The sequence below is a fragment of the Micromonospora sp. NPDC048930 genome (assembly GCF_043197935.1).
Lineage (GTDB): Bacteria > Actinomycetota > Actinomycetes > Mycobacteriales > Micromonosporaceae > Micromonospora.
This window is the reverse complement of record NZ_JBICUB010000011.1, coordinates 128,581-149,001: the sequence shown is the minus strand read 5'-3', so window position 1 is coordinate 149,001 and position 20,421 is coordinate 128,581. Positions and strand designations below refer to the sequence as shown.

Sequence of the window (20,421 nt, the reverse complement as noted above, 5' to 3'; positions counted from 1 at the left end):
ACCCATGAGTGACTTTCAGAGCATCGCGGATCGCGTCGAGATCGAGGCGCTGCGCGGCGAGTTCACCGACGCGGTGATGATGCGCGACTACGACCGGGTCGCCTCGCTGTTCACTCCGGACGGCGCGCTGCGGATGCCCAACATCCCGGTCGAGCTCCGCGGCCAGGAGGCGATCCGCGCGTGGGGCGAGCGGGTACCGGAGCTGGTGGACTTCCTGGTGCAGAACACGCACCCGGGCACGATCGCTCTCGACGGCGACACCGCCTCCGGCCGTGCGTACATGTCGGAGCTCGGGCGCGCCCGCGACGGCCGCGGCGGACTGAACTACGCCATCTACCACGACCGCTACCGGCGCACCGGCGACGGCTGGAGGTTCACCGAGCGCGTCTACGAGGTCCGGTACGAGGACAGCACGCCGCTGGCGGGCTCGCCGCCGCGCCGGGCCGCCGACCCGGAGCGGGGGCGGTGACCACCGGCGGTGTCCTCCTCGTGCCGGCGCCCGCGGCGACTGGGCCCACCTCGGGGCTGGCGGTCGGCCGCACGGCCTTCGCCTCGCCCACCGCCGGTTGGGCACCTCTCGGCGGGCCGACGGCGGCTCAGGACGGCGCTGCGGCCCAGTTCGGTGTCCACCTCCCGGTGCCGCCCGGGGGCGACGCCACGGCGAGGTGCCGGCGGAGGGCGGTGAGCCCGGGGTGCTTGTTGTCCTCGCGCCAGAGCAGCGAGTGCGGGTAGACCGGGGTCGGGTCGCGCAGCGGAACGCGCCGCAGTCCGTACTGCGTGGGCCAGAGGAGCCGGGCCTGCGCGCCGACCAGGGTGGCCACGGCGGGGGAGTCGGCGATCACGTCGAACAGGGCCTCGGTGCCGAAGTTCGGCCCGTCCCCGTCGATGGTCAGCCCGAACGCGGCGGCGAGGTCCTCGTAGTAGGCGGCCCACTCGGTGCCGGTGGCGATGCCGGGTATCCAGATCCGGTGCCCGACGAGGTCGGCCGGCGTGACCGCGGGGGCGCCGGCGAGCGGGTGCGCCGGACCGGTGAGGAGTTGGAGCGGTTCGTCGAGGACCCGGGTGGCCGCCACGCCGTCCGGGAGCGGCCCGGTGACGGCCCGGAAGGACGCGTCGATCGTGCCGGACCGGACGGCGGAGAGCGCCTCGGCGATGTCGACCAGGGCCACCACGTCCAGTGCGATCCCGGGGTACGCGCGGTGGAAGTCGCGGAGCAGGCCGGCCGGGGCGATCCGCCGGCCGATCACGTCGACGCGCAACGCGCGGCGGCCGGGGCGTACCGAGGCGGCGGCCCGCTCCTCGGCCAGCAGGAGGCTGCGGGCGTGCGGCAGGAACGCCTGCCCGTCGATGGTGAGCCGGGCACCCCGCGCGGTACGGGTGAACAGGCGTACCCCGAGTTCCTTCTCCAGGGCGGCGACCCGTTTGGAGACGGCCTGCTGGGTGATCGACAGGTCGGCGGCAGCCTCCTGGAACTGCCCCGTGTCCGCCACCGCGACGACGGTGCGTACGGCGTCGAGGTCCACGGCCACCGACCCTAACCGCACAACCGGTCGTTGTGGCTCGCCGGGGGAGCGGTTGTTTGATCAGCGGCCCGGCCGTTCGCTTGGCTGCCCGTGGTCGACGTCGGGTTGTTCGAGGGACGGGTGGCGATGGGGCGGTCGCTGGGGCGACGGTTCGGGTGGCTCTGGGCCGCGTACACGGTCAGCACGGTTGGCAGTTGGCTGGCGTTCGACGCCTTCCCGCTGATCGCGGTCGTCGTGCTGCACGCCGGTCCGACCGAGGTGTCGGTGCTGGCCGCGGCGGGCCTGGCGGTCGGGGCGGTGGTCGCGGTGCCGCTCGGCCCGTGGGTGGAGTTCCACCGCAAGCGGCCGGTCATGGTGGCGATGGACCTGACCCGGTTCGCCGCGGTGCTCAGCGTCCCGGCCGCGTACGCGCTCGGCCGGCTCTCCTTCGCCCACCTGCTGCTGGTGTCGGTCGTGGTCGCCGCGGCCGGCATCGCGTTCCGCGCGGCGTCCGGCGCCCACCTGAAGGCGCTCGTGCCGTCGGCGGACCTGCTCGTCGCGAACGCCCGGTTCGAGTCGACCACCTGGACCGCCACGGCGCTCGGACCACCGCTCGGCGGCGCCGCGATCGGGCTGTTCGGCCCGGTGACGACCGTGCTGGCCGACGCGGTCAGCTACCTGCTCTCGGCGGCCGCGATCCGCGCGATCGGCGGGCGGGAGCCGCGGCCCCGGCGGGCCGACCCGGCGCGGTCGCGCGCCGGCGACCTGCTCGGCGGCTGGCGGCACATCCTGACCCACCCGACGCTGCGCCCACTGTTCCTCAACGCGGTGCTGGTCAACGGCCTGATCCTGGCGACCTCGCCGCTGCTGGCCGTGCTCATGCTCGGCCCCCTCGGGTTCGCCCCCTGGCAGTACGGCCTGGCGTTCGGCGCGCCCTGCGTCGGCGGGCTCATCGGCTCGCGGCTGGCCCGCCGGCTCGTCGCCCGGTTCGGCGCGTACCGGGTGCTGCTGGTCGCCGGGGCCGCGCGGGCCGGCTGGTCCGTCTGGCTGGCCCTCGTCCGCCCCGGCCTCACCGGGCTGGTCCTGGTGATCGCCGTGGAACTCGGGCTGATCACCTGCATGGGGGTGTTCAACCCGGTGCTCGCCACCCACCGGCTCGCGCACACCGACGACCGGCTCGTCGCACGTACCCTGTCCGCCTGGTCGGTCGGCAGCAACGCCGCGGTCGCCGCCCTGACCGCGCTGTGGGGGCTGCTGGCCGCCGTCACCGGCGCGCGTGCCGCGATCGCGCTCGCCGGTCTGCTCCTCCTGGTGACCCCGGTCCTGCTGCCCGGCGCCGCCCGGGCGGCGCGGCGCGAACGGGAACTCGTGCCCAGCGCCTGACCGGTGCGGGTCGGGATGTGCAGGCGTGAACGCCGGCGGAACGGGTAGGCGCGCCGCCGGGAGGCGGGTGCCTCCGGGATCGAGGGGGACCATGGGAGCCGCCGTCGCCATCGCGCTGGTCATCGTCGTCGTGCTCGTGGTGCTCGTGCTGTCGTTGAGCATCCGGCTGGTGCAGCAGTACCAGCGGGGTGTGGTGTTCCGGTTCGGCCGGGTGCTGGAGCGCATCCGGCAGCCCGGCTTCCACCTGATCATCCCGGTCGCCGACCGGATGGTCCGGGTGAGCATGCAGACCACCGTGATCGGGGTTCCCGCACAGGGGGTGATCACCCGCGACAACGTCACCCTCACCGTCGACGCGGTCGTCTACTACCGGGTGGTCGACCCGGTGAAGGCGCTGGTCAACGTCCGCGACTACCCGTCGGCCGTGCTCCAGGTCGCGCAGACCGCGCTGCGCTCGGTGATCGGCAAGGCCGACCTCGACACCCTCCTGAGGGACCGGGACCGGATCAACGCCGAACTGAAGGCGGTCATCGACGCGCCGACGGAGAAGCCGTGGGGCCTGCTCATCGAGCGGGTCGAGGTGAAGGACGTCTCGCTGCCCGAGGGCATGAAGCGGTCGATGTCCCGCCAGGCCGAGGCCGAGCGGGAACGCCGGGCCCGGGTGATCGCCGCCGACGGCGAGTTCCAGGCGTCCCGCCGGCTCGCCGACGCCTCCCGCGCGATGGCGAACACGCCGGGGGCGTACCAGCTGCGGCTGCTCCAGACCGTGGTGGACGTGGCCGCGGAGAAGAACAGCACCCTGGTCATGCCGTTCCCGGTGGAACTGCTGAAGTTCTTCCAGGAGTTCGCCGGGCGGGGCCGTGCCCAGGCGACGGCTCCCGGCGGGCCGGGGCCGACGGAGCAGGCCACGCCGGTGGGACCGGTGCTCGGCCCGGTCACCGAGAGCGTGGCGGCGGCCGCCGAGGGGGACGGGCGCCGACAACAGCGGTGACGGGACGGCGGTACGTACCGGCCGGGCCGCCGACGGGAACGGCCCCCCAGTCGAGCGGGTGCCGCCGCGGGGGCCGGGCGGCGGTGGATCAGGCGCCGCCCGGAGCGGCCACCGGCGTAGCCACGCCGCGCTGCTCCGGCACGGCCACCGCCGCCGGCTTCGGCAGGGTGAAGACGAACCGGGCGCCCCCGGTGTGCTCGTCGTCCAGCCGCAGCGTCCCGCCGTGGTACTCGACGATCTTCTTGCAGATGGCCAACCCGATCCCGGTCCCGTCGTAGCTGCCCCGAGGGTGCAGCCGCTGGAAGATCAGGAAGATCTTGTCGGCGTACTGCGGCTCGATGCCGATGCCGTTGTCCGCCACGGCGAACGACCAGCCGGCCGCCTCCTCGGTGACCTCCACCCGGATCCGGGGCGCCCGGTCGCCGCTGCGGAACTTCACCGCGTTGCCGATCAGGTTCTGCCACAACATGGTGAGCAGCGTGGGATCGCCGTGCACCACCGGCAGCGGGTCGCTGACGATCTCCGCTCCGGCCTCGGCGATCGGCCCGGACAGGTTCGACTCGGCCTGGGCCAGCATCTCGGCCAGGTCCACCTCCCGGTCGTCGCCGTACACCCGGCCGATCCGGGAGAAGGCCAGCAGGTCGTTGATCAGGTTCTGCATCCGGGTCGCCCCGTCGACCGCGTAGCCGATGTACTGGCGGGCCCGCTCGTCGAGCTGCTCCGCGTAACGGCGCTGGAGCATCTGGCAGAACGACGCCACCTTGCGCAACGGCTCCTGCAGGTCGTGCGAGGCGACGTACGCGAACTGCTCCAGGTCCTCGTTGGAGCGGCGCAGCTCGGCGGCCTGCTGTTCCAGCGCGTCCCGGTGCCGCCGGCTGGTCTTCAGCGCGTCGACGACCCGCTGCCGCATCGTCTCCACGTCCACGGTGAGCCGGGCGATGTCGGCCGGACCCTCCGGGGAGAGCCGGTGGTCGAAGTCGCCGCGGGCGACCTGCCGTACCGAGTCGCCCAGCCGGCCCAGCGGGCGCAGCACCGTCACCCGGACCAGCGCCGAGATGACGATGCTGGACAGCAGCAGGGTCGCCAGGATCGCCACGAACAGCACGTCGCGCAGCGCGCGGGCGTGGTCCAGGTCGGCCCGCCCGGCCGCCTGCACCCGGTCCAGCCGCGCCTCCAGGGCGGTCAGGGCGTCCCGGGCGGCGTCGGACGCGAGCCGCGCGCGCTCCACGATCGGGGCCAGCTCCGTCGGCGTCGACCCGGCCCGGCGGGCCGCGATCAACCGGGTCGGGTAGTCGGCCCGCCAGCGGTCGGCGAGCGCGAGCGCCCCGTCCAGCTCACGGCGGGCCTCCGGCTCGTCCGCGAGCAGGTCGCGGGCCCGCCGCGCGGTCGCGCCCTCGGCGGCCACCCCCTCCTCGTACGGCCGCAGCAGCGCGGGATCGCCCGTGATGACGTACCCCCGCACCGCCGCCACCTGCTCCAGCAGACCGCTCTCCAGCCGGCTGACCGCCGTCCGGGCGGGGGAGATCCGGTCCGCCAGGCGGTTGGAGACCGCCGCGGTGTGCGACAGCGCCGCCGCCCCGACCGCACCGCCGGTGAGCACCAGCACGGTCATGGCCATCATCATCACGCTCAGCCGCCGGGTGGTCGTCATCCGCGACCGTCGGCCCTCGGTGGCGGTCCCGCCCGCCGCGGGTGCGCTGCTGCTCACGGCAGCACAGTAACCGAGTGCCGGGAATGTGGCGCGGAACGTCGTGTCAGTCGAGCAGGCCGCCGCCGGTGGGCAGCGGCAGCCCCGGCAGCAGCGGCGACAGGGACGGCAGCGGCAGATCCGGCAGCGGCAGCAGCGGCCCGCCGCTGCCCGGTGAGCTGCTCGGGCCGGTGGAGGTGGTCGACCCGGAGGGCCGCGGCCGGGGGGCGGACGCCCCGCCCGACGAGGGACGGGCGGCGGGGGTGGTCGGGGTGGCGGGCGCGGACGGGCTCGGTGCGGTCGACGGCAGCGGCGCCCGGGCCGCGGCGAGGTCCCGGGTCAGCGCGTCCAGGTCGGCCCGTAGCCGGGCGACGGTGGCCCGGTCGGTGACGTCGGCGAGTTCCCGGCGGGCCTGCTCGACGAGCTGTCCCGCATCGTCCAGGCGGCCGTCGGCCAGCGCGGCGCGGGCCCGGGTGATCAGCTCCTCGACGTCGCGGACCTCAGCCTGCTGCGGATACAGCACCTTGGTCAGCGACCAGAGCGGGCTGCCCGGCCCGGCGGTGCGGCTGCTCACGCCGAGCCCGGCAGCCAGGGCCAGCAGCGCGACGGCGGCCGCCGCGAGGCGTACCGTCCAGGGCCGGTGCCGGCGGGCTGACCGCGCGGCGGACAGCGGAGTCGGCGCCGTCACCTCGTCCTTCGCCGCCGGCTCCGGCAGCGAGCCGGTGGCCGGCGCGCGCCCGGCGCTCGACGCGGGCAGCGGGACGATCGCGGTGGGCGCGGCGTCCGGCGCCGCCGGCCGCACCGGGGCCGGGGCGGGAAGGTCGTCGGTGAGGTCGGCGTGCCAGGCGGCGAGCAGCGCGGCCACCGAATCGCCGGCCGGCGCGGGCTCGCCCCGGCCGAGGGCGTCGAGCAGCAGGTCGTCGCGGGCAAGGACGTCCAGGTCCATCGCCTCCTCACCGCCGCCCGGCGTGCGCTCGCTCATGTCGTCGCCTCCCTACGGTCGGCGACGCCATGAGGCACCGACGCACTGAGCTGGCCGATTCGCTCGCTGCGCTCGCTCATGCCGCCACCTCGTCAAGGGAACCCTCGGCAAGGGTACGGAGCCGGGTCAGCGCCCGGGACTGGGCCATCCGCACGGCGGCCGCCGTCATCCCGACGATGGTGCCCACCTCATCGGCGGAGAGGCCCACCGCCACCCGCAGCAGGATGATCTCGCGCTGGACGTCGGGCAGCCGGTCCAGCAGGGCGGACAGCCGCCGGGCCAGGTCCGTCGAGACGGCCTGCTGCTCGGGCCCGGGCGCCGCGTCGGGCTGCTCCAACGGGACGTCGGTGGGGGTGACCGCGGCGTCCCGGACGGCGGCGCGGTGCGCGTCCGCGACCTTGTGCGCCGCGATGCCGTACACGAACGCGGCGAAGGGGATGCCCTGCTCCTGGTAGCGGTGCAGCGATCGCAGGACCGCGAGGCACACCTCCTGGGCCACGTCGTCTGCGGTGGTGTACGCCCCGCTGACCCGCCCCAGCCGGGCTCGGCAGTATCGCACCAGCCCTGGACGCACGTCGGTGAGCAGCGCCGCTGTCGCCGCACGGTCACCGTGGACGGCTTGCCGGACCAGCTCCGGATCGACTGCTCGGATCATGAGGTTGCGAGACACCTTCGTTACCGACGGGTTAAGCGCACCGTACTGAAGCCGAGGGGTTTCCGCACCTATTGCGTTCGGTAGTGGGCCGGCGCCGCAACGAAGTCGACAGGAACGTGTTGCGAACGGGAGCTCTCCCGCGATGTCTCTGTCGAACGAGGCGATGGGAGGGTTGATGGGCGTCGAGGTGGCCGTGCAGGGGCTGACCAAGTCCTTCGGTGGTCAGCCGGTATGGTCCGACATCTCCCTGACCCTGCCGGCGGGCGAGATCTCCGTACTGCTGGGACCGTCGGGCACGGGCAAGTCCGTGTTCCTGAAGACACTGGTCGGCCTGCTGCGGCCCGACCGGGGGGACATCTGGATCGAAGGGCAGAACCTGCCCCGCCTGTCGGAGCGGGCCCTGTACGAGGTGCGCAAGCTGTTCGGCGTGCTGTTCCAGGACGGCGCCCTGTTCGGCTCGATGAACATCTACGACAATGTGGCCTTCCCGCTGCGCGAGCACACCCGCCGGTCCGAGTCGCAGATCCGCGCGGTGGTCACCGAGAAGCTGGAGATGGTCGGCCTGGTCGGGGCCGAGAAGAAGCTGCCCGGCGAGATCTCCGGCGGCATGCGGAAGCGGGCCGGCCTGGCCCGCGCGCTCGTCCTCGACCCGCAGATCATCCTCTTCGACGAGCCGGACTCCGGGTTGGACCCGGTCCGCACCGCCTACCTCAACCAGCTCATCATCGACCTCAACCAGCGCACCGAGGCGACGTTCCTGATCGTCACCCACGACATCAACACCGCCCGGACCGTGCCGGACAACATCGGCCTCATCTACCACGGGCACCTGGCCATGTTCGGGCCCCGCGAGATGCTGCTGTCCAGCACCGAACCGGTGGTCCGGCAGTTCCTCAACGCCCAGCGGATCGGCCCGATCGGCATGGCCGAGGAGAAGGACGCCGACGAGTTGGCGGCCGAGGCGGAGTCCGGGGTGGAGTTGCCGCCCCTGCCGCCCATCCCGCTGCAACTGCCCCCGTCCGACGGGCTGCCCCGCCGCGCGGAACGTCCACCGGGACAGTGGTGCCGCGAGCACGGCGTCACCCCGCCGCCGGGCTCCTTCGCGGGCCGCTCGGACGGCGAACGGCCCACCATCGACCTGGGTGCGCACCTCGCCGCCGACGGCCGCCAGCGGGAGGTGGCCGGATGAGCGCCCCCGTCTCCGCGGTACGCGGCTCCGGCGAGTTCTTCGCGTTCTGCGCGGACACGCTGCGCGGGCTGGGCCGCCGGCCGGTGCAGGTCCGCGAGTTCGTGCAGCAGGCGTGGTTCATCAGCTCGGTGTCGATCCTGCCCGCCGCGCTGGTGTCGATCCCCTTCGGCGCGGTCATCGCGCTCCAGCTCGGGTCGCTGGTCCGCCAGCTCGGCGCGCAGTCGTTCACCGGCGCCGCCTCGGTGCTCGCCGTGGTCCGCGAGGCCGGCCCGATCGTCACCGCGCTGATCATCGCCGGCGCCGGCGGCTCGGCGATCTGCGCCGACCTCGGGTCCCGCAAGATCCGCGAGGAACTGGACGCCATGCAGGTGCTCGGCATCGACCCGGTCCACCGCCTGGTGGTGCCCCGGGTGCTCGCCTCGATGCTGGTCGCGGTCCTGCTCAACGGGCTGGTCAGCGTCGTCGGGGTGAGCGGCGGCTACGCGTTCAACGTGGTGCTCCAGGGCGGCACGCCCGGGGCGTACGTGGCCAGCTTCCAGGCCCTCGGGCAACTGCCCGACCTGCTCGTGGGCGAGGTGAAGGCGCTGCTGTTCGGGGCCGCCGCCGCGCTGGTCGCCTGCTACAAGGGCATGCACGCCAAGGGCGGACCGAAGGGCGTCGGCGACGCGGTCAACCAGAGCGTGGTCATCACCTTCATGCTGCTGTTCGCGCTGAACTTCCTCGTCACGGCCGTGTACTTCCAGGTCGTCCCGCAGAAGGGAAGCTGAGATGACCCCGCTGCGGCACCTCGACGACCTCGGCGGCCAGCTCGCCTTCCACCTGCGCGCCCTCGGCTGGGCGCCGCGGACCCTGCGCCGCTACAAGCGCGAGGTGATCCGCCTGCTGGCCGAGATCAGCTTCGGCTCCGGCGCGCTCGCCGTGCTCGGCGGCACCGTCGGCGTCATCTGCTTCCTCACCTTCTTCACCGGCACCGAGGTCGGCCTCCAGGGCTACCAGGCGCTCGACCAGATCGGCAGCAGCGCGTTCACCGGCTTCGTCTCGGCGTACTTCAACACCCGGGAGATCTCCCCGCTGGTGGCCGCGCTGGCCCTGTCCGCCACCGTCGGCTGCGGGTTCACCGCCCAGCTCGGCGCGATGCGGATCTCCGAGGAGGTCGACGCCCTGGAGGTGATGGGCGTGCCCTCGCTGCCGTTCCTGGTCACCACCCGGATGATCGCCGGCTTCATCGCGGTCGTCCCGCTGTACGTGATCGGCCTGCTGGCCAGCTACCTGGCCACCCGGACCATCGCGGTCGGCTACTTCGGACAGTCCGCCGGCACCTACGACTACTACTTCCACCTGTTCCTGCCGCCCGAGGACGTGCTCTGGTCCTTCGCCAAGGTGCTGGTGTTCAGCGTGATCGTCGTGCTGGTGCACTGCTGGTACGGCTACACCGCCCAGGGTGGCCCCGCCGGCGTCGGCGTCGCCGTCGGCCGGGCCGTCCGGACCGCCATCGTCGCGGTGAACGTCGTCGACTTCTTCCTGTCCCTGGCCATCTGGGGCGCCACCACCACCGTCCGGATCGCGGGGTGACCATGCGACACCGTGTCCTCGGCATCGTCTTCATCGCCCTGCTCACCGCGGCGCTGACCGCCTCCGTGCTGCAGTACCGCAAGGCGTTCACCCCGGTCGACCGGATCACCCTGCGCGCCGACCGCGCCGGCCTGCAACTCCTCGAGGGCGCCGACGTGAAGGTACGCGGCGTGGTGGTCGGCGACGTGCGCTCGGTGCGCAGCGACGGCGGCGGCGCGGTCATCGGGCTGGCCCTCGACCCGGCCACCACCGACCGGATCCCCGCCGACGTGACCGCCCGGCTGCTGCCCAAGACCCTCTTCGGCGAGCGGTACGTCGAACTCGTCCCACCGGCGAGCAGTACCGCCGGGCCGATCCGCGACGGGGCGGTGATCGACCAGGACCGCAGCCGCACCGCCGTGGAGCTGGAACGGGTGCTCGACCAGGCGCTGCCGCTGCTGCAGGCCATCCGCCCCGACCAGCTCGCGGCCACCCTCGGCGCGATCTCCACCGCGCTGGAGGGGCGCGGCGAGCAGCTCGGGGCGAACCTCGCCCGGCTCGACGCGTACCTGCGGCAGCTCAACCCGCAGCTGCCCACCATCGCCGAGGACGTCCGCCAGCTCGCCGCCGTGCTGGACAGCTACGACGCCGCGCTGCCCGACCTGCTCGCGCTGCTGCGCGACGTCACCGTGACCGCCGGCACGGTCAGCGACCAGCGCGCCCAGCTCGCCGCGTTCCTCGCCGACACCACCGACACCGCCGACACCACCCGGGTGTTCCTCGACCGGCACGGCGACCAGCTGATCCGCCTCGGCCAGGTCAGCCGCCCGGTGCTGGAACTGCTCGCCACCTACGCCCCCGAGTACCCGTGCCTGGTCCGCGGGCTGGTCGCCCTGCAACCGCGGGTGGAGGAGGTGTTCGCCGGCGGCCGGATGCACATCACCCTCGAGGTCACCCGCGACGGCGGCCGGTACGAGCGGGGCCGCGACGAGCCGACCTACGGCGCCCACGACGGCCCCAACTGCCGGCACCTGTCGAACCCGCCGGTGCCCGCCCCGGAGGTGCCCGTCGCCGACGGCTACGACTACGGCGGCACCCGCACCCGTCCGCTCCTGCCCGTCGGCCTGCCGGCCGGCCCGGCGGCGCCCGCCCCGATGGGGCAGGCCGGCACCACCGAGGAGCAGGCCCTGGTCAAGCCCCTGGTCGCCGGGCTGACCGGGACACCCCCGGTGGAGGTTCCGGACATCGCGGTGCTGCTGTGGGGGCCGCTGCTGCGCGGAGCGGTGGTGAACGCCCGATGACCGGGAAGACGACCTCCGCACTGGTCAAGCTGCTGGTGTTCGCCGCCGTCACGCTGCTGGCGACCGGGCTGCTCGCCCAGACCCTCGGCGCGTTCCCGCCCGACGGGGTCACCTACCGGGCCCGGTTCACCGACGTCACCGGCCTGCTGGCCGGCGACGACGTGCGCATCGCCGGCGTCCGGGTCGGCAAGGTCACGGACATCGCCGTGGTCGACGACACCGTCGCCGAGGTCGCGTTCACCGTCGACCGGGACGTGCCGGTGGCCACCGGCGTCCGCGCCGCCGTCCGCTACCGCAACCTGGTCGGGCAGCGCTACCTGGCGCTCACCGAGGGGCCGGGCGACCGCCGCCCACTGCCCGCCGACGGGCTCATCCCGCTCACCCAGACCAAGCCGGCGCTGGACCTGACCGTGCTGTTCAACGGCTTCCGGCCGCTGTTCACCGCGCTCAACCCCGACGACGTCAACAAGCTCGCGTACGAGATCATCCAGGTCCTGCAGGGGGAGGGCGGCACCGTCGCCAGCCTGCTGCGCCGCACCGCCTCGCTGACCAACACCCTCGCCGACCGGGACGCCGTGATCGGCCGGGTCGTCACCAACCTCAACCAGGTCCTGGGCACCCTGGCCGGTCACGACCGCGAGCTGGACCAGAGCGTCACCCAGCTCCAGCAGTTCGTCTCCGGGCTGTCCGCCGACCGCACCGCGATCGGCGACGCCCTGGTGAACCTCGGCGAGCTGACCGACACCACCGCCGGGCTGCTGCGCCAGACCCGCCCGCCGCTGGCCGCCGACGTCCGGGCCCTCGGCGACCTGGCCGGCACCCTGGACCGCAACGCGGCCGTCATCGACTCCACCCTCGGCCGGCTGCCGCAGCGCTACGAGGCGCTGACCCGCGTCGCGTCCTACGGCTCCTGGTTCAACTTCTACCTCTGCGACTTCGACGGTCGGGTGGCCGTCGCCGGTCAGCCGCCCCTGACCACCCCCGGCGTCAGCGCCACCGCCGCCCGCTGCGCCACCGGAGGCAGCCAGTGAAACCCTTCCGCGAACGCAACCCCGTCGTCGTCGGCGTGGTCGGCCTGGCCGTGATCGTCGCCGCCCTGCTCGGCGCCTTCCAGCTCGACCGGATCGCCGCGCTCACCGGCCGCACCTACCAGGCCGCCTTCCACGACGCCAGCGGGCTGGCCACCGGCAACGAGGTACGGGTGGCAGGGGTCCGGGTCGGCGTGGTCACCGCCGTGGAACTCGCCCGCGAGGCCCCACCGTACGTGCGGGTCCGGTTCCGGGTCGACGACGACGGCGTACGCCTCGGCCGGGACACCGGCGCCACCATCCGGATCAAGACGGTGCTCGGCCAGAAGTACCTCGCGCTGTCCCCGGCCGGGCCGGGGAAGCTGCCCGAGGACGCCCAGATCCCGCTGGCGCGCACCGCCGCCCCCTTCGACGTCGTGCAGGCCGTCACCGGGCTCGCCGACACCCTCGACAAGGTCGACACCGACCAGCTCGCGCAGGCCTTCACCGTCCTGTCGGACACCTTCGCCGACACCCCGGCCAGCGTCACCACCTCACTGACCGGGCTGTCCCGGCTGTCCCGTACCGTCGCCAGCCGCGACGCCGAGCTGCGGGCGCTGCTCGCCCGCGCCCGCACCGTCACCGGGGTGCTCGCCCAGCGCGACGAGGAGTTCCGCAAGCTGGTCACCGACGGGGAGAAGCTGCTCGCCGAGGTCAGCCGCCGCCGGGACGCCATCCACCAGCTCCTCGTCGGCACCGACCAGCTCGCCACCCAGCTGTCCGGACTGGTCGCCGACAACCGCACCCAGCTCGAACCGGCGCTACGCAAGCTGCGCGACGTGGTGGCCATCCTGCAACGCAACCGCGACGACCTGGAGCAGACCATCCGGCGGATGGGACCGTTCGTCACCGCCTTCGCCAACGTGGTCGGCAACGGCCGCTGGTTCGACTCGTACGTCGACGGGCTGCTCCAGCCGTACCTGCCCACGACGGGAGGACGCTGATGCCCGGTCCCATCCAGCGCTGGCGACGCCCGCTCGCCGTGGCCACCGTGCTGCTCACCGCCATCGCCGCCGGCGCGGTGGCGTGGCGCCACGAGACACCCGAGCGGCGGGTCGTCGCGTACTTCACCCGGGCCGTCGGGGTGTACCCCGGCTCGGACGTCCGGGTGCTCGGCGTCCGCGTCGGCGAGGTCGAGAAGGTCGTCCCGCAGGGCCGCACCGTCCGCGTCGAGATGCGCTACGACCCGGCGCTGCGGGTGCCCGCCGACGCCCAGGCGCTGATCGTGCCGCCCAGCGTGGTCAGCGACCGGTACGTGCAGCTCACCCCGGTGTTCACCGGTGGGCCCAGCCTCGCCGACGGCGCCGAGATCCCGCTCGCGCGGACCGCCGCGCCGATGGAGATCGACGACATCTACCAGGCGCTCGACGAGTTCAACAAGGCCCTCGGACCGGAGGGCGCCAACGCCGACGGCGCCCTGTCCGGCCTGGTCGCCACCGGCCGGGCCAACCTCGACGGCAACGGCCAGCACCTGCACGACACCCTCGACGGCCTCTCCCGCGCGTTGACCACCCTCTCCACCGGGCGCGGCGACCTGTTCGGCACGGTGGCCAACCTGCAACGCTTCACCACCACCCTCGCCGAGAGCGACGCGCAGGTACGCCGCTTCAACCAGCAGCTCGCGGACGTGGCCGAGCAACTCGCGGGGGAGAAGGAGGAGCTGGCCGCCGCCCTGCGCAACCTGGCCACCGCGCTGGCCGAGGTCACCACCTTCGTCCGGCAGAACCGGACCGCGCTCACCGGCAACGTCACCGCGTTGGCCGACATCACCCGCGTGCTGGTCCGCCAGCAGCAGGCGGTCATCCAGATCCTCGACGTGGCGCCGCTGGCCCTGGGCAACCTCAACCTCGCGTACAACTCGCGGTCGGGCACCCTCGACACCCGTGACAACGCCCTGGGCCCGTACGACCCGGTGACCTTCGTCTGCTCCCTGATGGTGGCCCAGCTTCCCGCCGCCGAGGTGCCGGCGAAGTGCACCGCGCTCGCGCAGACCCTGCACGCCCAGGGCCTGCCCCTCACCGATCAGCTGCGCAAGCTGCTCAAGCTGCCGCCCGGCGCCCCGGTGGCCGGCGGGTCCTCACCGGGGTCCGCAAGCTCCCCCGGTGCGCCGACCGCCGACGAGGCGCCGGGCGGCTCCTCCATCACCAGCGACCCCACCCTCGGCGGCATCCTGCGAGGCCCGGCATGAGCGCCCGTCGGCTTCGCCTGCTGGCCGCCGCGCTGACCGTGGCGCTGCTGCCCACCGGCTGCGGCCTGCCCGACATCGCCGACCTGCCGCTGCCCGGCGGCAAGCCGGCCGGCGCGGGCTACACCGTCACCGCCGAGTTCGCCGACGTGCTCGACCTGGTGCCCCGCGCCGCCGTCAAGGTCGACGACGTCACCGTCGGCACGGTGGAGAAGATCTCCCTGTCCGGCTGGCACGCCCGGGTCCGGCTGCGCATCGACCGCGCGGTACGGCTGCCCGCCAACGCCACCGCCGCCGTACGCCAGAGCAGCCTGCTCGGCGAGAAGTACGTGACGGTGTCGCCGCCGCCCACCGAACCGGCCCGCGGGCGCCTCGCCGACGGCGACCTCATCCCGCTGTCCCGCACCAGCCGCGGCGCCGAGGTCGAGGAGGTCCTCGCCGCCCTCGGCCTGTTGCTCAACGGCGGTGGCCTGGCCCAGATCCGGACCATCAACGAGGAACTGGGCCGTGCCCTGGCCGGCCGCGAGGCGGACCTGCGGGACACCCTGACCCAGCTCGACACGTTCATCGGCGGACTCGACCGGCAGAAGAACGACATCGTCCGGGCCATCGACGCGCTCGACCGGCTCACCGGCCGCCTGGCCCGGCAACGCCAGGTCGTCGGGGACGCGCTCGCCGCCCTCGACCCGGGCCTGACCGTCCTGGCCGGCCAGCGCGCCCAGCTGACCAGGGCGCTGACCGCCCTCGGCCAGCTGGGCACGGTCGGCACCCGGGTGGTCGAGCGCAGCCGGGAGGACACCGTGGCCGGCGTGAAGGCCCTGCAACCGATCCTGGAACAGCTCGCCCGGGCCGGGGACGACCTGCCGAAGTCGATGGACTTCATGCTGTCGTTCCCGTTCCCGCCCAACGTCACCGGGGCGATCGTCGGCGACTTCGTCAACCTCTCCGTCACCGCCGACCTGGACGCGGCGAGCATCCTGTCCAACCTGCTGGCCGCCGCGCCCGCCCCGGCCCCGCGGGCGCCCCGCACGACGACGCCGACCGGGCCCCGGCCGCCGGTCACCGGCCCGGCGGTCCCCGGCGGCACGCCCGGCGTCCCGCTGCCCGAGCTGCCGCTGACGTGCCTGCCGGACCTCAAGGACCTCCTGACCCCCTGGACGCCGCCGAAGGAGTGCGGGCTGCCGGAGGGGTGCCAGCTACTCAAGCCCGGCTCGACGGTGCCGATCGGGGGCCTGCTGCTGCCCACCGGTGTGGTGCCGCCCGGCACCGCGTTCCCCGCCGGCACCGAACTGCCGGACGGCACCGTGCTCACCGCCGACTGCGTGCTGCCGGTCACCGGCGCCATCACCGGCCAGATCGGCGGCCTCACCGAGGTCCTGGGTGGAGGGCTGATCCCGTGATCGGACGGACCGCGAAGCTCCAGTTCATCGCCTTCGTGCTGGTGAGCGTCCTCGGCGTCGGCTACGTCGGGATCCGCTACGTCGGCCTCGGCGACCGGCTCCTCGGCGCCGGCTACGTGCTCCACGTCGACCTGGCCCGCGCCGGCGGCCTCTTCGCCAACGCGCCGGTCACCTACCGCGGCGTGCCCGTCGGCCGGGTCACCGCCGTCGGCCTGCACGGCGACGGCGTCCGCGCCGACCTGCGCATGGACCGGGGGGTACGGATCCCCGACGCGCTGCGGGCCGTGGTCACCCAGCGCTCGGCGGTGGGGGAGCAGTACCTCGACCTGCGTCCCGACCGGGACGGCGGCCCCTACCTCGCCGCCGGCGCGGTCATCCCGGCCGACCGGACCGGGCTGCCGCTGGCCCCGGAGGCGCTGCTGACCAACCTGGACGCCCTGGTCCGCTCGGTCGGCCCGGACGACCTGACCGTGCTCATCACCGAGTTGGGCACCGCGTTCGAGGGCAACGAGCAGGCCCTCGCCCGGATCCTCGACTCCGGCGACGCCCTGCTCGCCGAGGCCGACACCCGGCTGCCCGAGACGCTCGCCCTGATCCGGGACGCGCGTACCGTGCTCACCACCCAGGCGGAGTCCGCGGCCGCGCTGCGCCGCTGGTCGGCCGGGCTGGCGCAGCTCGCCGCCACGCTCCGCGCCGCCGACCCCGACCTGCGCCGGCTGCTCGCCGCCGGGCCGCCGGCCGGCGCCGAACTGCGGGCCCTGCTGCGCGGCCTGGAGCCGGACATCGGCACGCTGCTCGGCAATCTGGTCACGGTCAACGGGATCGCCGCCCGGCGGCTGCCCGGCATCGAGCAGCTCCTGGTGGTCTACCCGATAGCGGTGGCCGGCGGGTTCACCGTCACCCCCGGCGACGGCACCGCCCACCTCGGCCTGGTGGTCAACGTCAACGACCCGCCGTCCTGCGTCTACCGCGGCGGCGGCACGAAGTGCGGCGCGAACGACCGGGCCGCCGGGGCCAGCGTCCGCGGGGCCGGCAACGCGCCCCGGCCCGGTGGCAGCGATCCGGCGCCGCCCGGCCCGGACCCGGCGGCCGGCACCGGGTACGACCCCGCGACCGGCCTGGTGCTCGGCTCCGACGGCCGCCCGTTGCAGTTCGGCGGCACCGGCGGCCAGTACCGCACCGCCGGTGACCAGTCCTGGAAACAGCTGTTGCTCGCCGGCCTGACCCCGTGACCGGCGTACCGGAGGAGGTGGCGGTGCCCAGCCGCAGGAACACCACACTGAAAGTGATCAAGGGCGCCCTGTCCGGTGGCCCGGCCCCGGCGCGCCGCCGCCTGGTCAGCCGTCCGCTGCCCCGACCGGCCGAGCCGATCGAGCAGGTGCTGGGACGCCTCGACCGGGAGCCGGTGAAGGACCCCGTCGAGGCGGGCGACCTGACCGTCGTCGGCGACCCCGCCGAGGTCGAGGACCTGCCCGACCCGCACCGCGGGCCGGCCACCGTGGACTCCGACGCCGAGGCGGACGCCGGCCCCGAAGCCGATTCGGACGCCGAGCCGGACGCCGCCGTCGACGCCGGCGGGAAGACGAGCCGCTCCGCCCCGGCCGCGCCCGGCGCTCCCGCCCGCGGCCGCGCCCTGGTCGCGCTGCTGGTCGTGCTGCTGGCCGCCGCCCTCGCCGGCGCCGGCGTCTACGGCCACCGCTGGTACGTCGACCGGGCCACCGACCAGGCCCACCGGGAGGCCGTCGCCGCCGCCCGGCAGGCCGCCGTCAACTTCGTCTCGGTCAGCGCGGCCAGCGTCGACCGGGATCTGCAGCGCGTCACCGCCGGGGCCACCGGCGACTTCAAGGACGAGTTCACCCGTGGCCAGGCCCAGGTGCGCGCCGCCGTGGTGGAGAACAAGGTGCAGTCGCAGGGCAGCGTGCTGCGCGCCGGACTGGTCTCCGGGGACCGCCGGCACGCCGTGGTGCTCGTCGCGGTCGACGCCACCGTGAAGAACGCCAAGGCCCCCGACGGCCGCCCGTCGCACTACCGGATCCAGCTCGATTTGGTACGGGACGACGACTCCGGCGAGTGGCTGGTGTCCAAGCTCCAGTTCGTCGGCTGACCGACAGGAGACAAACCATGCGTGTTCCCTCCGTGCTGCGCCGCCGCCCCGCCCGGCCGCGCCCCGTACCCCTGCTCGCCGTCGCGGTCGTGCTGGCCGCCGCCGTGGCCCTCGCCGCCTGGTACGGCGACCACCGCGCCGGCCAGCGCGACCAGGCCGTACGCCAGGCGCTGGCCACCGCGCCGGCCGCCGCGAAGGCCCTCTTCTCGTACGACTACCGCACCTTCGACGACAGCGTCGCCAACGGCCGCACCTTCGCCACCGGCGCCTTCGCCGAGGAGTACGCGCAGACCACCGCCGCGCTCAAGTCGACCGCCACGAAACAGCAGGCGGTGGTGCTGGCCGAGGTCTCCGCCACCGGCGTGGTCAGCGCCGACCAGGACCGGGTGGAGCTGCTGCTCTACCTCAACCAGTACCGGCGCAACGTGACCACGGCGGGGGAGAAGGTCGACCAGAACCGGGTGGTGCTCACCATGGTCCCCGTACGCGGGGAGTGGAAGGTGGTCAAGGCCACCGCCATCTGACCGGGGGTTGCCCGGGTCTGCTACCAGTGGCGGCGTGTCCGTAACCGACCACGCGCCGACCGCTGCGCCCCGCCCCGATGCGACCGTCCCCGAACCCGGACGGCACCCCGAGTCCGGGGTCGCCGACCGGACAGCGGATGCGTCCGTTGCGCCGGTGGACGGCAGGTCCACCGCGACCAGAATGATCAGCGACACGGGGGTCGACACCCGTCCCCGGATCGCCGTGGAGTGTTTCGCATGAGCGGCTGGCAGCTGTCCGGCTACACGCCCGTCCGTCGGCTCGGCGCCGGGGCGTCGGGCAGCGTCATGCTCGCCACCCACGACGCCACCGGCACACCGGTCGCCATCAAGTACCTGGTCCGCGCCATCGGCGACGACCCGTCCTTCCGGACCGCCTTCCGACAGGAGGCCCGGCTGCTCGGGGAGATCGACGATCCGCACGTCTCCCGGCTGTACGAGTACGTCGAGTCCGCCGAGGGCGCGGCGATCGTCATGGAGCTGGTCAACGGGGTGTCGCTGCGGCAGATGCTGCGCGAGCACGGCCCGACCACCCCCGAGTCCGCGCTCTGCGTCCTCAAGGGATCCCTCGCCGGGCTGGCCGCCGCGCACGCCCACGGCGTCGTGCACCGCGACTACAAGCCGGAGAACGTGCTGGTCACCGGCGAGGGGCTGAGCAAGCTCGCCGACTTCGGCATCGCCATGCCGATCGGCGAAGGCTCCGACACCACCGTCTCCGGCACGCCCCGCTACATGGCGCCGGAGCAGTGGACCGGCGCCCCGGCCGGCCCCGCCTGCGACATCTACGCGGCCACCGCCACCTTCTTCGAGTGCCTGACGGGCCGGCCGCCGTACGAGGGGCAGAACCTGTTCGCCCTGCGCGAGCAGCACGCCTCCGCGCCGATCCCCACCGACCCGGCCCCGGTTCCGGTGCACGAGCTGCTCCGGCACGGCATGGCCAAACGACCCGCCGACCGACCGCAACCCGCCCAGGTCTTCCTCGACCTCCTCGACCGGGTGGCCGGCGACGCGTACGGCCCGGAGTGGGAGGAGCGCGGGCTGCGCGAGCTGGTCCGCCGGGCGGCGCTGCTCGCCGCGCTGTGGCCGTTCCCGGACGGCGCCGGCGGGGCCACCAGCCTGGCCAGCACCGCGCTCGGCACGGGCACCGATCTGGCGCGCAGTCGGCGGGGTCTGCTCCGCCGTGGTCGGAAGCGCAGCGCGTTGGTCGGCGGCGCCCTCGTCGCGGCCCTGGTGGCCGGCGGCACCGGCTACCGCTACGCCGCCCACGACGACCCGGCGCTCGCCAGCGGCCCCGGCCCGGCGGCCGCCGACCCGACCGGGACCCCGGGCGCCACCCCGACCGATGTCCCGACGTCGACCCCCACGCCGAGCGCCTCGCCCACCCCCACCCCGTCGGCCAGCCCGACCGCCATGCCCAGCCGGTCCCGCTCTGCCGCGCCGACCCGCCCACCGGTACGCACCAGCTCGCCACCACCCCCGACGACCAGCACCACTCCGCCGCCCCCGCCCGACGTCACCGCCCCGACCGTCGGCGGCGTCAGCGCCAGCCCGAACCAGCTGTCCCCGGGGGTGTGCTCCTACGGCTACCGGAGGAGCACGGTCAGCGCCACGGTGACCGACGACCGCAGCGGCCCGACGGCGCTGAAGGTCAGCTTCCGGTACACCCTGGAGGGCGTCACCTCGACCGTCCCGATGAACTCGACCGGGCAGGGCGGCTTCGAGGGAACGCTCGGCCCGCTGCCGACGCCGAAGGACGTCACCCGGATCCCGATCTACGTCACCGCCGTCGACGCCGCCGGCAATGCGGCCACCTCCGCGTCGCCGACGTACGTGACGCTCTACCGAGACTGCCCGATCGGCTAGGAGAACGACGTGCCCGCTG

At 74.3% G+C, this 20,421-nt stretch carries 19 protein-coding genes; 15 read left to right on the top strand and 4 right to left on the bottom strand.

Annotation, left to right across the window (positions count from 1 at the left end):
- Window positions 1–4 precede the first annotated feature (4 nt).
- A complete protein-coding gene (locus ACGFI9_RS26490) occupies window positions 5–469 on the top strand; it encodes a nuclear transport factor 2 family protein (protein WP_393182011.1) in 465 nt (154 codons plus the stop codon).
- A gap of 127 nt (window positions 470–596) precedes the next feature.
- Here the strand turns inward: ACGFI9_RS26490 and ACGFI9_RS26485 are convergent, their stop codons facing one another.
- Window positions 597–1,523: a LysR family transcriptional regulator gene (locus tag ACGFI9_RS26485; protein ID WP_393182010.1), complete on the bottom strand. Its 927-nt coding sequence runs from the start codon at window positions 1,521–1,523 to the stop codon at window positions 597–599.
- A gap of 90 nt (window positions 1,524–1,613) precedes the next feature.
- Between ACGFI9_RS26485 and ACGFI9_RS26480 the strand changes: the two genes are divergently transcribed.
- Window positions 1,614–2,885 carry an MFS transporter gene (locus ACGFI9_RS26480; protein WP_393182008.1) on the top strand — a complete coding sequence of 424 codons (1,272 nt, stop codon included), beginning with the start codon at window positions 1,614–1,616 and terminating at the stop codon, window positions 2,883–2,885.
- A gap of 91 nt (window positions 2,886–2,976) precedes the next feature.
- The gene (locus tag ACGFI9_RS26475; protein WP_393182006.1) at window positions 2,977–3,876 is read left to right on the top strand and encodes an SPFH domain-containing protein; all 900 of its coding nucleotides are present in this window, start codon (window positions 2,977–2,979) and stop codon (window positions 3,874–3,876) included.
- An 88-nt stretch (window positions 3,877–3,964) separates the two neighbouring features.
- Here ACGFI9_RS26475 and ACGFI9_RS26470 read toward each other — a convergent pair whose 3' ends face one another.
- From ACGFI9_RS26470 to shbA, 3 genes are all read right to left on the bottom strand, one after another.
- Window positions 3,965–5,584: an ATP-binding protein gene (locus tag ACGFI9_RS26470; protein ID WP_393182004.1), complete on the bottom strand. Its 1,620-nt coding sequence runs from the start codon at window positions 5,582–5,584 to the stop codon at window positions 3,965–3,967.
- A 46-nt stretch (window positions 5,585–5,630) separates the two neighbouring features.
- Window positions 5,631–6,545, bottom strand: a complete 915-nt coding sequence (locus tag ACGFI9_RS26465) for a hypothetical protein (RefSeq protein WP_393182003.1) — start codon at window positions 6,543–6,545, stop codon at window positions 5,631–5,633.
- Window positions 6,546–6,621: 76 nt separating this feature from the next.
- Window positions 6,622–7,200 (bottom strand): RNA polymerase sigma factor ShbA, encoded by a 579-nt coding sequence (gene shbA, locus ACGFI9_RS26460; protein ID WP_393182001.1) that lies wholly within the window; start codon window positions 7,198–7,200, stop codon window positions 6,622–6,624.
- A gap of 142 nt (window positions 7,201–7,342) precedes the next feature.
- On the opposite strand from shbA, the gene ACGFI9_RS26455 reads away from it, so the two are divergent.
- The 12 genes from ACGFI9_RS26455 to ACGFI9_RS26400 all read left to right on the top strand — a co-directional run bounded on the left by ACGFI9_RS26455 (window position 7,343) and on the right by ACGFI9_RS26400 (window position 20,402).
- The gene (locus ACGFI9_RS26455; RefSeq protein ID WP_393181999.1) at window positions 7,343–8,389 is read left to right on the top strand and encodes an ABC transporter ATP-binding protein; all 1,047 of its coding nucleotides are present in this window, start codon (window positions 7,343–7,345) and stop codon (window positions 8,387–8,389) included.
- Window positions 8,386–9,156: an MlaE family ABC transporter permease gene (locus tag ACGFI9_RS26450; protein WP_393181997.1), complete on the top strand. Its 771-nt coding sequence runs from the start codon at window positions 8,386–8,388 to the stop codon at window positions 9,154–9,156. Before ACGFI9_RS26455 ends, ACGFI9_RS26450 begins: the two co-directional genes overlap by 4 nt.
- A 1-nt stretch (window position 9,157) precedes the next feature.
- Window positions 9,158–9,961 carry an MlaE family ABC transporter permease gene (locus tag ACGFI9_RS26445; protein ID WP_393181995.1) on the top strand — a complete coding sequence of 268 codons (804 nt, stop codon included), beginning with the start codon at window positions 9,158–9,160 and terminating at the stop codon, window positions 9,959–9,961.
- A gap of 2 nt (window positions 9,962–9,963) precedes the next feature.
- On the top strand, window positions 9,964–11,241 hold the full coding sequence (locus ACGFI9_RS26440; RefSeq protein ID WP_393181993.1) for an MCE family protein: 1,278 nt from the start codon (window positions 9,964–9,966) through the stop codon (window positions 11,239–11,241).
- Window positions 11,238–12,272 (top strand): MCE family protein, encoded by a 1,035-nt coding sequence (locus tag ACGFI9_RS26435; protein ID WP_393181992.1) that lies wholly within the window; start codon window positions 11,238–11,240, stop codon window positions 12,270–12,272. The genes ACGFI9_RS26440 and ACGFI9_RS26435 overlap by 4 nt, the downstream gene beginning before the upstream one ends.
- Window positions 12,269–13,252 (top strand): MCE family protein, encoded by a 984-nt coding sequence (locus ACGFI9_RS26430; RefSeq protein ID WP_393181990.1) that lies wholly within the window; start codon window positions 12,269–12,271, stop codon window positions 13,250–13,252. Before ACGFI9_RS26435 ends, ACGFI9_RS26430 begins: the two co-directional genes overlap by 4 nt.
- Window positions 13,252–14,496 (top strand): MCE family protein, encoded by a 1,245-nt coding sequence (locus tag ACGFI9_RS26425; protein ID WP_393181988.1) that lies wholly within the window; start codon window positions 13,252–13,254, stop codon window positions 14,494–14,496. The genes ACGFI9_RS26430 and ACGFI9_RS26425 overlap by 1 nt, the downstream gene beginning before the upstream one ends.
- Entirely contained in the window at window positions 14,493–15,893 is a 1,401-nt protein-coding gene (locus tag ACGFI9_RS26420; protein ID WP_393181986.1) for an MCE family protein, read from the top strand. The genes ACGFI9_RS26425 and ACGFI9_RS26420 overlap by 4 nt, the downstream gene beginning before the upstream one ends.
- Window positions 15,890–17,125: an MCE family protein gene (locus tag ACGFI9_RS26415; RefSeq protein WP_393181984.1), complete on the top strand. Its 1,236-nt coding sequence runs from the start codon at window positions 15,890–15,892 to the stop codon at window positions 17,123–17,125. The genes ACGFI9_RS26420 and ACGFI9_RS26415 overlap by 4 nt, the downstream gene beginning before the upstream one ends.
- A 23-nt stretch (window positions 17,126–17,148) precedes the next feature.
- Window positions 17,149–17,997, top strand: a complete 849-nt coding sequence (locus tag ACGFI9_RS26410) for a hypothetical protein (protein WP_393181982.1) — start codon at window positions 17,149–17,151, stop codon at window positions 17,995–17,997.
- 17 nt (window positions 17,998–18,014) lie between these two features.
- Window positions 18,015–18,521: a hypothetical protein gene (locus tag ACGFI9_RS26405; protein ID WP_393181980.1), complete on the top strand. Its 507-nt coding sequence runs from the start codon at window positions 18,015–18,017 to the stop codon at window positions 18,519–18,521.
- Window positions 18,522–18,758: 237 nt separating this feature from the next.
- Window positions 18,759–20,402, top strand: coding sequence for a protein kinase (locus ACGFI9_RS26400; protein WP_393181978.1), 1,644 nt, complete (start codon window positions 18,759–18,761; stop codon window positions 20,400–20,402).
- Window positions 20,403–20,421: the final 19 nt, after the last annotated feature.